The organism is Tenacibaculum ovolyticum DSM 18103, assembly GCF_000430545.1.
In the GTDB taxonomy this organism is placed as follows: domain Bacteria; phylum Bacteroidota; class Bacteroidia; order Flavobacteriales; family Flavobacteriaceae; genus Polaribacter; species Polaribacter ovolyticus.
Window position 1 is genome coordinate 215,900 of the sequence record NZ_KE387165.1, and the last position, 13,991, is coordinate 229,890.

At 29.9% G+C, this 13,991-nt stretch carries 11 protein-coding genes; 9 read left to right on the plus strand and 2 right to left on the minus strand.

Features of this window, described 5'->3' with window-relative positions; translation table 11 throughout:
* The first annotated feature begins 80 nt into the window (after window positions 1–80).
* From H518_RS20140 to H518_RS0117385, 8 genes are all read left to right on the plus strand, one after another.
* Entirely contained in the window at window positions 81–2,447 is a 2,367-nt protein-coding gene (locus H518_RS20140) for a TonB-dependent receptor (RefSeq protein WP_051263831.1), read from the plus strand.
* Between the two features lie 18 nt (window positions 2,448–2,465).
* On the plus strand, window positions 2,466–3,290 hold the full coding sequence (locus H518_RS0117355) for a hypothetical protein (RefSeq protein WP_028890251.1): 825 nt from the start codon (window positions 2,466–2,468) through the stop codon (window positions 3,288–3,290).
* A 53-nt stretch (window positions 3,291–3,343) separates the two neighbouring features.
* Entirely contained in the window at window positions 3,344–3,817 is a 474-nt protein-coding gene (locus H518_RS0117360) for a DUF4625 domain-containing protein (RefSeq protein ID WP_028890252.1), read from the plus strand.
* 22 nt (window positions 3,818–3,839) lie between these two features.
* Complete coding sequence (locus H518_RS0117365) at window positions 3,840–4,556, plus strand: ABC transporter ATP-binding protein (RefSeq protein ID WP_028890253.1); 717 nt, start codon at window positions 3,840–3,842, stop codon at window positions 4,554–4,556.
* Window positions 4,553–5,956 (plus strand): DUF3526 domain-containing protein, encoded by a 1,404-nt coding sequence (locus tag H518_RS0117370; RefSeq protein ID WP_028890254.1) that lies wholly within the window; start codon window positions 4,553–4,555, stop codon window positions 5,954–5,956. The genes H518_RS0117365 and H518_RS0117370 overlap by 4 nt, the downstream gene beginning before the upstream one ends.
* Window positions 5,957–5,958: 2 nt before the next feature.
* Window positions 5,959–7,386 (plus strand): DUF3526 domain-containing protein, encoded by a 1,428-nt coding sequence (locus H518_RS0117375; protein WP_028890255.1) that lies wholly within the window; start codon window positions 5,959–5,961, stop codon window positions 7,384–7,386.
* 243 nt (window positions 7,387–7,629) lie between these two features.
* Entirely contained in the window at window positions 7,630–8,367 is a 738-nt protein-coding gene (locus H518_RS0117380) for a hypothetical protein (RefSeq protein ID WP_028890256.1), read from the plus strand.
* 496 nt (window positions 8,368–8,863) lie between these two features.
* Window positions 8,864–9,883 (plus strand): M12 family metallopeptidase, encoded by a 1,020-nt coding sequence (locus H518_RS0117385; protein ID WP_028890257.1) that lies wholly within the window; start codon window positions 8,864–8,866, stop codon window positions 9,881–9,883.
* Window positions 9,884–10,010: 127 nt separating this feature from the next.
* Here the strand turns inward: H518_RS0117385 and H518_RS0117390 are convergent, their stop codons facing one another.
* Window positions 10,011–11,246, minus strand: a complete 1,236-nt coding sequence (locus H518_RS0117390; RefSeq protein ID WP_028890258.1) for a glycosyltransferase family 4 protein — start codon at window positions 11,244–11,246, stop codon at window positions 10,011–10,013.
* A 174-nt stretch (window positions 11,247–11,420) separates the two neighbouring features.
* Here H518_RS0117390 and lpdA point away from each other — a divergent pair, with 174 nt between their 5' ends.
* Window positions 11,421–12,821 carry a dihydrolipoyl dehydrogenase gene (lpdA, locus tag H518_RS0117395; RefSeq protein WP_028890259.1) on the plus strand — a complete coding sequence of 467 codons (1,401 nt, stop codon included), beginning with the start codon at window positions 11,421–11,423 and terminating at the stop codon, window positions 12,819–12,821.
* Window positions 12,822–12,952: 131 nt separating this feature from the next.
* Here the strand turns inward: lpdA and fabD are convergent, their stop codons facing one another.
* On the minus strand, window positions 12,953–13,840 hold the full coding sequence (fabD, locus tag H518_RS0117400) for an ACP S-malonyltransferase (RefSeq protein ID WP_028890260.1): 888 nt from the start codon (window positions 13,838–13,840) through the stop codon (window positions 12,953–12,955).
* Window positions 13,841–13,991 lie beyond the last annotated feature (151 nt).

The following is a 13,991-nucleotide window of genomic DNA, read 5'->3' on the forward strand; positions in this document are numbered from 1 at the left end:
TTACCTCAATCAATCAATCTGTAATTAAATACTAAGTTATTTAATTACGAACCTGAACCATCCATTTATCTATTACAACAATGACAAAACTAAGCCTAAGTGCTTTATTTTGTGTATTGTTTCACACACTACTTTTTAGCCAACATACACATAGTGTTACCATAAAAGTAATTGATGAAGCAACACAAAAAGAGCTGCCCAATGCCCATGTAAGTATTGGCTTAAAACATGCGTACACAAATTTAAAAGGTACTGCTACTTTTTATAAAACAGCTACTAAAAATAAACAGCTAAACATTACTCATGTAGGATACATCTCTTATAAGAAGCAATTTAATTTTGCTTCAGATATATCTGTTATATCAATAGCTCTGAAACAAGATGACTCAGTATTAAATGAAGTAGTTATTACACAAAAACATAAACAAACTTCAGTAAAGTTCTCTAAAAACAAACAAAAGGTAAGTAAATTATTTTTAGCAAAAAACAGAGATAATAGTTTAATGCAAACTCTTAAAAACATACCTGGAGTTAGTGCTATAACAATTGGTTCTGGGCAGTCTAAACCAACAATAAGAGGTTTAGGGTTTAATAGAGTTGTTGTGGTTGAAAACGGAATAAAACATGAGGCTCAACAATGGGGAGCTGATCATGGCTTAGAAATAGATCAATACAATATAGATAACATTGAAATTACCAAAGGAGCCGCATCTTTAATCTATGGGTCTGATGCTATAGCCGGAGTAATTAGTTTAAAAAATAACTTATTACCTAATGCAAACTCTTTCTCTGGAGAACTTAATCTTACCAATAGAAGCAATAATGATTTATATGGTATTTCGCTTGGTATAAAACAGCGTTATAATCATTGGTATTACAAAGCAAGAATAACGCATGAAGATTATGGAGATTACAAAGTTCCTACTCGTAAAATAATCTATGATAATTACATTTTTAATTTACATAAAAACTATTTACGTAATACTGCTGGCTACAACCATAATGTAGGGATTTCTATAGGATATGTATCCGATAATCTAAATTCTACAACTACTTTTAGCAACGTAAACTCCAAAAATGGTTTTTTTGCAAATGCTCACGGTTTAGAAGTAAGAACTTCTAAAATTAATTACGACACCAATAATAGAGATATTGATTTACCCCTACACAAAGTCAATCATTTTAAAATAACCAACAATACTAACTTCTTATTCCCTAACAACACCTTAAATATAGAATTTGGGTTTCAAAAAAACCACAGAGAAGAACATTCAGAACCTGTTCCGCACGGCTATATGCCTAAGCCCAAACACACAATGGAGCGTTTGTTTAAGAAAAACACATACAGCCTTAATATAAAAAACCACAGTCATGGTTACAGCAATCATAAAATAACAACAGGTATCAATCTAGAATATCAAGATAATACTATTAATGGCTGGGGATTTCTTATTCCCGAATACACACGTTTAACAATTGGTGGCTTTGCATACGATCAAGTAAAAATTAATAACAATTTATATTTAGATGTAGGCATACGCTATGATTACGGTAACATAAAAACGCAGCCATATTACGAATGGTTTTCATCTCCCGTAATTAACAAAAATGGTAATACTGTGCAGCAACAACTACAACGTTCAACTAAAAAGAATTTGAATTTTCAAAATTTTAGCGCTTCTACAGGCTTAAGCTATTCGCTAAACAACATGATCTATAAAATAAACTTGGGTAAAAGCTTTAGAATTCCTTTAGCAAATGAACTAGCTTCTAATGGTGTTAATTACCATATGTATCGTTATGAAGAAGGTACTTCTAATTTACAACCCGAAAGTTCATACCAAATAGATGGTGAATTTAAAGTCGATTTTAATAAAGGTAGCATTCAAATTACACCTTTTGCAAACTATTTTGATAACTATATTTATTTAAGTCCAACTTCTGAATACTACGAAACACTTCAAAAATACCAATATAACCAAAGTAAAGTTTTCAGGTATGGTGGAGAAGTTACACTAAAATATAATCCTACTAAAAAACTAGCGATTAATGGTTCTTTAGAATATGTAAAAGCAAAACAATTAAACGGAAGAAAGAAGAATTTCACATTGCCTTTTTCTCCCCCTTTAAGCGGAGTTTTATCACTTGAATACACATTTAACCCTTGGCTAATTTTCGGGAAAACTAATTTTTTCACCGATGCAAGAATAACTTCAAATCAAAATGATATTGTTCCTCCCGAAAAACCAACTAAAGGATATTCCCAAATTAACATTGGTTTACATACTAACATTCCTATTTTTTCTAAAAAACATCCTCTTAAGTTACAAGGAAAAATAAACAATCTTTTTGACAATAAATTTTTTAACCACACGAGTTTCTACAGGTTAATTGAGGTCCCTGAACCAGGTAGAAATTTTTCAATAACAATTATACAAACATTTTAATCATTTATTTTTTTAATCATGAAAAACATATTTAAAACTGCAACACTACTCTTAGCTACTTTTTTTATCATTTCTTGTAGTGATAACGAAACTTTAGTTAAAAAATTTGCAGAAAACGTAAATCCAGAAAATTTTGAAGGTATAGAACTGGGTAATTCAGATCTTATCTTACCACAATCAAATGTAGATGTTCATATAGAATTTGATTATTCTGGGACTAGTAAAGTAACTAAAATATATTTTGATGTTGAAGCTCTTAATGTTCCTAAAGTTAATGATGGAGAATTAATATGGGACTTAAGAAATCACCTGGTTCCAGTTGAACGCTATGAAGGTCAGTTAAATCCACATATACATTATCACGTATATTTTGATGAAGAAAACAGGTATACTCCATCTTTTAAACCAGCAGAAGGAATTTATAACTTTAAAATTACCGTTGAACACGAAGATGGTACAAAAAGCATTGTAACCAAACAACTAAACATAATTCAAAAATTTAAGCAATTAGAAGTTGGAGAAAATAATAGTATTGTTTTCGGAAACGATGTATTACCTACTAAATTCGAATACGTATCAGAACCAAACATTGTAACTGAAATTACATATGAGTTATGGTTTGAAGAATGGAGAGCAGGACAAAATGTAGCAATTGGTAAGTGGGATAAAGTTATAAAAATAGTCCCAAAAGAATTATATGAAGGTGTTAAAAATCCTCAAATAAACTACGCCCTTGATTTAATTTTAGGATCACCTAAAGGTGGTTACTGGTTAAACATCTACGTAAAAGAAGATGGTGAGAAAGAGAAGGTTAAATTATCAGTGCCTTTTGAAATAAAATAATATTAAAACCAAGACTACCTAAACCTCTTTAGGTGGTCTTTTAATCTTAAAAAATGAATCTATTTAAAAAAACAATTTTTACGCTATTTTTCAGCTTACTATTAATAAATTGTAGTAGTGATTCTGAAAATATTGACCAAGAAAAACCAACTATAACAATCAATTATGACAATGGTTTCCCTAAATCTTGCACAGTCTTAGAAAAAGGCAAACAGTACACTATAAAGGTAAAAGTTTCAGATAACATTGCCTTAGCAAAATATGCTATAGATATTCATCATAATTTTGACCATCACACACATGACGACCAAGGAAGTTTATGTGAATTAAACCCTATTAAAACTCCTATTTCTCCTTTAATTTTTATGGAGAATTATAATATCGACAATGAACGTAAAGAATATGAAATATCACAATCTATAACAATCCCTACAAATATTGACTCTGGTGATTATCATTGTCAAATTTCAGTAATAGATATTACTGGATGGCAAAGTAGAACTTCTGTTGATATTAAAATTGAATAATTGAAACTAAAAACATAACCCAATGATAAAAACAAACAATCTAACCAAAAAATATGGCGATTTTACGGCATTACATAATTTAAATATAGAAATAAAAGAAGGTGAAATTTTTTGCTTACTAGGAGCAAATGGTGCAGGAAAATCAACAACTATAAATTTATTATTAAATTTCATTACACCTTCTTCTGGAGAAGCTTCTATTAATGGATTAAATGTTGCTAATAATGCGAAAAAAACAAAATCTTTTTTAACCTATATACCAGAAAACCTAATGCTCTACCCCACTCTAACTGCATTAGAAAATCTAGATTATTTTTTAGGAATTGGAGGTAATAAATTTTCTAAAATAGAATTAGAATTCTTTTTAGAAGAAGCGGGCTTAAAGCAAGAGGCTTTTCATAAGCGAATACAATACTTCTCTAAAGGAATGAGACAAAAAGTAGGTATTGCCCTAGCTATTGCAAAAGATGCTAAAGTATTATTGCTAGACGAACCTACATCTGGTTTAGACCCAAAATCAAGTAATGAATTTGGAAAGCTTCTAAAAAAAATGAGAGCAGACGGAGTAGCCATACTAATGGCAACACATGATATTTTTAGAGCAAAAGATATCGGTACACATATTGGTATCATGAAACAAGGAACTTTAAAACATTCTTTTTCTAACAACGCTGTATCTCTCCATGAGTTAGAAAATTTATATCTAGAAACCATGAATTTAAATGAAGAAGTAATATGATTTTATATATAATAAAAAAAGAACTTCGAGAAATATATAGAGATGGACGTTTTAAAATATCAATAGGTATTGTTCTTGCTTTATTAGTTACTGCTATTTTAGTTACTACTAATCAATATAAAACTACTATCAACCAATATAACAAAGCAAAAAATAATGAACGAAGCGTTTGGGAATCTCAAGGGGAAAAAAACCCACATTCTGCGGCTCATTATGGAAATTATGTATTCAAACCCAAATCACCACTATCGCTAATAGATCAAGGTGTAGATAAATATACTGGGGTTTCGATATTTTTAGAAGCGCATAGTAGAAACGAAGCGTTGTTTAGTGATGCTACCGACCAAACTACTTTATCTCGTTTTGGAGAACTAACTCCCAATTTTATTTTACTATATATACTTCCTCTAATTATTATCTTAATAGGGTATAATACTTTCACCAAAGAAATAGAAGGAAATACGTTTTACATTTTAAAAAGCCAAGGAATAACTGGATGGAAATTACTATTAGGTAAATGGATTGCTACATTAATTCCTGCAATGGTTATTACTACATTATTATTTGTTTTTGGAGGTATTATATTTTCTAATATTAAAGACTATGGAGTTCTTAATTGGAAAGCATTTGGTATGCTTTACCTTATTTATCTTATTTACTATTTAGTTTTTACTAATATCGTTTTACTAATATCTTCCTTAGTTAAAAAATCTGGAGTAGCTTTGGTTACTAGCTTATTCTTTTGGATTTCAGCTTGTTTTATTACTCCTAAACTAGCTAGTAATATAGCCGACACTAAATACCCATACCCAACCCATCAAGAGTTTTCTGAAAAAGTGTATCAAGAATACAAAAAAGGATTAGATGGACATAGTCCATGGAGCAAACAAGCAAAAAAATTAGAAAAAGAAATTCTTGAAAAATATAATGTAGATAGTGTACACAAACTTCCTTTTAATTTTAGTGCCTATAGAATGCAAAAAGGAGAAGAGCAACAGGCTGAAATATATGCTAAACATTACGGTTTATTAAAACAAATAGCGATAAAACAAAATAATGTTTATAAAACATTAGCTATGATTTCACCTTTCTTGCCTACACGATTTTTATCAATGTCAGTAGCAAAAACCGATTATCAATACCATTGGAATTTTTCAGAAGCTGCAGAAAAATATAGAGTTGAAACACAACGATTTTTAAACGGAACTACCGAAAAAAACTCTAAATATAGAGAACGCTATATCGCCCCTGCTAATACTTGGGCAAAACTACCAAAGTTTAAATACGAAGCACCTTCATTTTCAGAAACTTTTAAAGAGAATTCATCTTTACTCTTAATACTATCACTTTGGTTTGCAATTACAGCTACTGTATTAATATTCACTAACAAAACTTATTAAACATGTTTACACATAATTTTAAACACGAACTAAAAATTCTGTTACGTAGTAAGTGGCTTTTAATACTATTTTTCACAATTTTAGTTACATTTTTATATGCTGGTTATAATGGAAAGCAAAAAACTAATAAACGAATTTCTAATATTGAAAAAATAAATAGCATTGTTAAAAAGAAGGATACAAAAATGCTACAGGCATTAGACTCTATAGAAAAAGGTCTTAAAAAAAATGACGGTAACCCATGGAGAGCGCCTACACGACCTATGACAATTGGGCAATCACATCCAAGAGTAGCTTCAATGCCACCACAAGCACTGTCCTTTCTTTCTACAGGTCAAAGTGATTTATACACAAACTACATACAACCTAAAGCTTATGGAGATAGTTTTTTATTAAGCTACACCGAATTATCTAATCCAGTTCAATTACTTTTTGGAAGTTTTGACCTTGCTTTTGTGATTATATATCTACTACCACTTATCGTTATTGCCTTTAGTTATAATATATTTTCTTCGGAAAAAGAGTACGGCTCGTTAAAGTTATTAGCTTCACAACCTATATCTGTATTCACATGGTTTATTCAAAAAATTAGTTTCCGTTTTTTTTGGTTAACCATAATCACTTTAACTGTTTTAACGATATCATTCGGAATTAATAATTTTAATTTTAGCACTAACTTTTCTCTCTATATAAATACGATATTACTAGTTACCTTTTACTTACTTTTTTGGTTTTCAATTGTTTTTTTAGTAAACATACTTTTAAATAACTCAGCAAAAAATGCTGTAAGTTTATTAGCTATTTGGGTCTTTATTATTTTAATAATCCCTGCGTTAATAGGACAATTAGGAAATAGCTTTTACCCTATTCCTTCTAGAACAAAATTAATTAGTGAGGTAAGAGAACTAAAAGATGAAGTATCAAAAAAACAAGATAAAATTTTAGATAATTATTTAAGAGATCACCCCGAGTATGCAGCAAACACAGCCACAAGTTATTCTTTTTGGCACAAATACATGGCGTCGCAAGATTTGGTAGAAGATGAGCTTAAACCTCTGATAGATTCATATGAAATACAATTAAAAAATCAACAAAAATGGATTCAAAAATGGCAATACATTTCACCTGCAATTGTTTTGCAACAAACATTTAACTCCATAGCTGGTACTTCTACGCAACATTATCAAAACTATAAAGAGCAAGTAAGTGCTTTTTCTAAAGAATGGCGAAATTTTTTCACACCTCTTTTATATAAAAACGAGTTATTCAGTACTAGTTTATACAACAAATTACCAACATTTAAGTACCAACAACCAAAACCTTTCTCTATTGTTAAAAAATTAATCATACTACTAATTTTTTCGTTCTTTTTATTAATCACAGGGTGGTGGTTTTTTAAAAGAAAAATAAAAAAAGGAGTTCTAATTTAACTAAAAAAAATCCCCAATTATTACGCTAATGATTGGGGTTATATTATTCTTTATTTTTTTTAATGAAATAATTCAGAACTTTAAAAAGTCTATATTCTAAAAAAACGAATAGTTTTTACTTAATTTTATTGCTTGTATAAGCTGTAATATTTTATACTAAAAACCACAAAAAAGCATATTATTAAAAAGTAGTGTTAATTTATTATTTTTGGCGTTAATTTATTAACTATTTATTTTTTAATTATGAAAAAAATATTACTTATTCTTCTGACAATTTGTTTAGTTAAATGTTCTTCAAATGAAGATGTTACTGAAAATTTTATCAATCTTAAAATTGATGATATTCATAACATAGTAAAAGGTAATTATAGCCTTAATGATATTAAAGTTATCATTTATCTTAATGAAAGTGATTACCTTAATGAGGTTAATCCTTTTTACAAAGGTAATTTTAATAGTACTGGTGAATTTTCAATTTCTAAAAATGTAATATATCAAGAATATTTTATTGATGTTTTTACTGAAGATAATCAAATTAGCAACTTTGGAGGTAATCATACTTTTTACCCTAATACAAGTGCTACTTTTCATGAAGTAATTCAACCAACAAAAGGACGACGCATTTTTCTTGGTGAATGGAGTTTTAGTTCATACAATCAAAACCACTATGGTCACACCACTCATGACAGAACTGAAAGAAAAAAACTTGAAATTAATAAAGACCTTTCAGTTATTTCTACAGAAACGCATAATAATATTGATTTTATAGTTCAATATAAAATCACAAATTTACATGATGGTCAAATAGGTTTAGAACATATTTCTACAACTCCGTCAGACATGAATCTTTATCCTTATTATAGTAGTGCTCCTAGCTCAGTTACTGTAAACGAAGATGCCATCCATATGAATTATAGAAGTGATTTAAAAATGATAGATTTTTATGACTACGCTGATGAAAATGTGTACTATGCCAAATAAATATTAATTTTTACTCTTAGCCTCAATCCACTTGCTCATGTATTTTGTAGCTTGTAACGTTTGATGTTAAAATAGACTTCCAAGGAAATTTTGCTAATAATATTTAGCTAAGTTTTCTTGGATTTTTTTTATCTACCCCATAAAAAACTGTTACACCTCCCCTTACCATAGATAACTTTAATTATTTGAATTCTTTTTTTGGACATTACACTACATATTTATTCTGTAATAAAATTTGTAATATAAATAAGTATTCCAAACTTACTTAAAAGGTTTTTTGAAATACATTAATCACTTCAACTATATATTTCAAAATTATTTATTTATCAATAAACAATCTTTATACAAAAAAAACGTTCTACACCTGAAAACACATTAGATGAATTATTTGTAAAATTTTAGTTAAATTTTCATCAAAAAACACCATTATTCTGCAATTAATGAATTTACTGTTTTTCAAAAAAATAATTAATAACAAAAATTTAATCATTCTATTATGAAAACCCTTCAAATTTATTTAATCGCATTTATTACTTCGCTAATGTTCTTTTATTCATGCCAAGAAGAAACAACGGCCAATATAGATGACACTCTTCTTACAAATTCTAAAAAGAATACTCCTGAAGAAGCTTACCCAGGATTAACTGGAGATTTACATTCTTTATATTATGGAAGTCAAAATGTTAAAGTACAGAAAATTGAAAATACTTATGTTTTAGATGGAGACATTATTTTTTCTATTGACGAATTAAAAGAAACTCCAAATATCATTGGAGAGCCTTCTATTTCAAAATTATCTAACAGGTCTGTTGGAAGAACAGGAGGAAGATGGCCTAACAATACAGTTTATTATTCTGTAGAATCATCTTTAGCAAATAAAAATCGTGTAACTAGTGCTATTGCTCATTGGGAAAGAAACACTGCTCTACGATTTATAAAAAGAACAAATCAATCTGATTATATTTATTTTAGAACCAGTACAGGATGTTCTTCTTCTGTTGGTAGAGTCGGCGGCCGTCAATCTATTAATTTAGCCCCTGGATGTTCTACAGGTAATACAATACATGAAATAGGGCACGCTGTTGGACTTTGGCATGAGCAAAGTAGAACAGATAGAGATGACTACATAACAATTAACACTCAAAATATTAAAACAGGTAAAAGTGGTAATTTTTTAACTTACGCACAACAAGGGAGAGATGGTGATGAGTATACCTCTACATTAGACCTTGGATCAATAATGATGTACGGATCATTTTTCTTTTCTAAAAACGGTCAACCAACTATTGTAAGAAATAATGGTACTACTTTTAATGTTCAAAGAAATGGTCTTTCTGCTCAAGATATAACGGGAATAAATCAAATGTATCCTGCTTCGACAGGAGGTAATATTTGCGATGGTGTTCAAGCATACGTAAGTGGAAGAAGCTATTCGGTTGGCTCACGCGTAACATACAAAGGTTCTTTGTATGAAAGAAAAACAAGCTCATGGGATAAAATTGGACAATGTAACTAGTAAACATTAATTATATTTCAATAAAAAATAGATATTACCATAATAAGGTAATATCTATTTTTCTTTATCAGGTAGGTTTTTCAACCTACTAAAAACACGAAAATATTATCTACTTAATTTATACAAATTAAATACTATTCTTAGCCTCAATCCACTTGCTCATATATTTTGTAGCTTGTAGTGTTTGATGTTGTAATAAACTTCCAAAAAAATTTTGTTGACGATGTTTAGCTAAATTTTGTTGGATTATTTTTACATGATTCATAAAAGGCTGTGCTATTTTATTCTTATCATAAATAGCATTGATAATTGCTATTCCATTCAATTGAAATTGCTTCCATAGCTCTTCATTTGAATATAACTCAACACTACGTTCTGAAAACTCTTTAAAATTATCTTCAATAAAACCATTCCAAGATAAATCACCATACATTCCCTCTGCTCCAATAGTTGTTGTAACACTTGGTGTTCCACAAATCATTGCTTCTGTAAGTTTACCTTTAATACCTGCACCAAAACGAATAGGAGCTAATACAATTTTTGCACTTCGTACAACCTCTACCGCATCTTCGGCATAACCTCTTATAATAAAACCTTCTTTTTTATTATGTAATTGATTTATTTGTTGCGTTGCATAAGCTCCGTAAATATGAATTTCAGCTTTTGGTAATCGTTTTCTAATTGCTGTCCACACATACTTCTTTAAAGTTAAAACAGCATCAACATTTGGTGCATGAAAAAAATTTCCGATAAACACAAAATTCTTTCTCTCATCGAAAGATTTCCATTTATTAACAACAGTTTCATCAATCTTATTATGTAAAAAAGGAAGGTAATACAATAGCTTTTCATCAACTTTAAAAACTTCTTTTAGTAATTTTATTTCGTAAGCTGAAATAACCAGACTTATATCACAACGTAAAATTGAAGCTATTTCACGTTTGGCATCATCAGAATTTAATAATGCTTCATTTGAAAACTCTTCCTCCTTTTTTAATTGTTGATGTCGTGTTTTTCTTAAAAAATGTAAATCTTCAGTATCTAAAATACGTAATGCTTCAGGACAATTTTCGGCAACTCGCCACCCAAATTGTTCTTCCATCATAAAACGATCAAACAACACTACTGTCGGATTTAATTCAGTTACAAAATCATCAAAAGAAGTCGAATTTAAAGTTATTGCAACCTCATCAGCTCCTATTTCTTTTAAATTCAACGATTTTTCACTCTTTTGAGCTGGTGAGGCAAAGGTTACTTTATAATTGTTCTTTAAAAACAATTCAATTAATTGTAACATTCTACTTCCTGCCGCAGAAGATTTTGGTTCTACCCAAACATACCCGATAATTAATAGTTGTTTCATACGGTTTCAAAGTTAAAATAATTAATGCTATTTTTTCATAAAAAGTAATCGAAAACATACTTCAACAAATCAACTTTTATGTGTAATTTTGCACTTATTATTCTGAAAAACAAAATATAAACTGATAGAAACATAAGTTTCGTCAGACATACATAAATAATAAAAACACGACTTATGAAATACGATTTAATCGTTATTGGTTCTGGTCCAGGTGGATATATTGCTGCCATTAGAGCCGCTCAATTAGGATCTAAAGTAGCAATCATCGAAAAATATTCAACTTTAGGTGGTACTTGTTTAAATGTAGGATGTATTCCTTCAAAAGCATTATTAGATTCTTCTCATCATTATTACGATGCTGTACATCATTTTGAAGAGCATGGAATTTCAGTAGAAAAGCCATCTTTTGATTTTGGAAAAATGGTTGATCGTAAAGCAAAAGTTGTTGAAACTACAACTGGTGGAATTAAATATTTAATGGACAAGAATGCAATTACTGTTCATGAAGGTTTAGGTTCTTTTGAAGATGCTACACATGTAAAGGTTACTAAAAATGATGGAACTTCTGAAATAATTGAAGGAACAAATATCATTATAGCTACAGGTTCTAAACCATCTACTTTGCCTTTTATTTCTTTAGATAAAGAACGTGTAATAACTTCTACCGAAGCATTAAAATTAAAGGAAGTTCCTAAACATTTATTAGTAATTGGTGGTGGAGTTATTGGATTAGAATTAGGTTCAGTTTACAAGCGTTTAGGTGCTGATGTAACTGTTATCGAATACGCTCCGAAGATTACTCCTACTATGGATGCTGATATTTCTAAAGAACTTCAAAAAGTTTTAAAGAAACAAGGTATGAAGTTTAACACTAGTCATGGTGTAACTTCTGTAGAAAGAAACGGAGACGAAGTAATCGTAAAAGCAACCAACAAAAAAGGTGTTGAAGTTGAATTTAAAGGTGATTACTGTTTAGTTGCTGTTGGTCGTAAAGCTTTCACACAAGGTTTAGGTTTAGAAAAAGCGGGTGTAAAACTTACCGATAGAGGTATGGTTGATGTAAACGATCATTTACAAACAAATGTTTCTAATATTTATGCAATTGGTGATGTTGTTCGTGGAGCAATGTTAGCTCATAAAGCTGAAGAAGAAGGTGTTGTTGTTGCTGAATTTTTAGCAGGACAAAAACCTCATATTGATTATAACTTAATTCCTGGTATTGTTTACACATGGCCAGAAGTTGCAGCTGTTGGTAAAACAGAACAAGAGTTAAAAGATGCTGGAGTTCAATATAAAGCTGGTAAATTTTCAATGCGTGCTTTAGGTCGTTCTAGAGCAAGTGGAGATACTGATGGTTTTGTTAAAGTATTAGCTGATAAAAATACTGATGAGGTATTAGGTGTACATATGGTTGGTGCACGTGTTGCTGATTTAATTATGGAAGCTGCCGTAGCAATGGAGTTTAGAGCTTCTGCTGAAGATTTAGCTAGAATTTGTCATGGTCACCCAACATATTCTGAAGCTATTAAAGAAGCTGCTAAAGCTGCTTGGGATGGTAAACCTTTAAATGCTTAATACAAGGCATTAAATATATTAAAAAGCAATCTCAAATGAGATTGCTTTTTTTATTTCAACTAATCTAGTTAAGTCTAAAAGCAAAAAAACCTTGAATTTCTTCAAGGTTTTTTTTTATATAACTAAATATACTATTCAATTAATGCTGCTCCACTAGCAGTAACACTTCTATCAATTTTACGCATTAACCCTTGTAATACTTTACCAGGACCAACTTCAATAAACTCAGTACCACCATCAGCAATCATCGCTTGTATACATTGCGTCCATTTTACTGGTGCTGTTAATTGTACCATTAAATTTTCTTTAATCTCAGTAGGATTTGTAACAGCTTTTGCTACTACATTTTGATACACTGGGCAAGTTGGCTCATTAAATGTAGTTTCTTCAATTGCTTTTGCTAACTCTTCACGAGCAGGCTCCATCATTGGTGAATGAAATGCTCCACCAACAGGTAAAACTAAAGCTCTTCTTGCTCCTTTTTCAGTTAACACCTCGCAAGCCTTTTCTATCGCTTCAACTTCTCCTGAAATTACTAACTGACCAGGACAATTGTAATTTGCAGCAACTACAATCCCATCAATTTCAGCACAAGTGTCTTCAACTATCTTATCATCTAAACCTAAAACAGCTGCCATTGTTGAAGGCTTAATTTCACATGCTTTTTGCATAGCCAACGCTCTTTTAGAAACCAAAGTTAATCCATCTTCAAAAGATAATACTCCGTTTGCAACCAAAGCTGATAATTCTCCTAATGAATGTCCCGCAACCATTTCTGGTTTAAAATCATCACCTAATACTTTTGCTAAAATTACTGAATGTAAAAATATTGCTGGCTGTGTTACCTTTGTTTGTTTTAACTCTTCAGGAGTACCTTCAAACATAACATCAGTAATACTAAAACCTAATATATCGTTAGCTTTTTCAAAAAGTTCTTGAGCTAATGAAGATTTTTCATACAAATCTAATCCCATACCTGTAAACTGTGCTCCTTGACCTGGAAAAATATATGCTTTCATTTTGTTTCGTTGTTTGTTTATTATGCAGCAAAAATAATCATTTTTATTTGTAGCTATTTCTTTCTTTTCATTATAAATTATTTAGATGTTTTTTAGTATCGTTTTTATTAGTAGGAAACTATTTTATTAAGAGAAAAAAAATACTATTTTC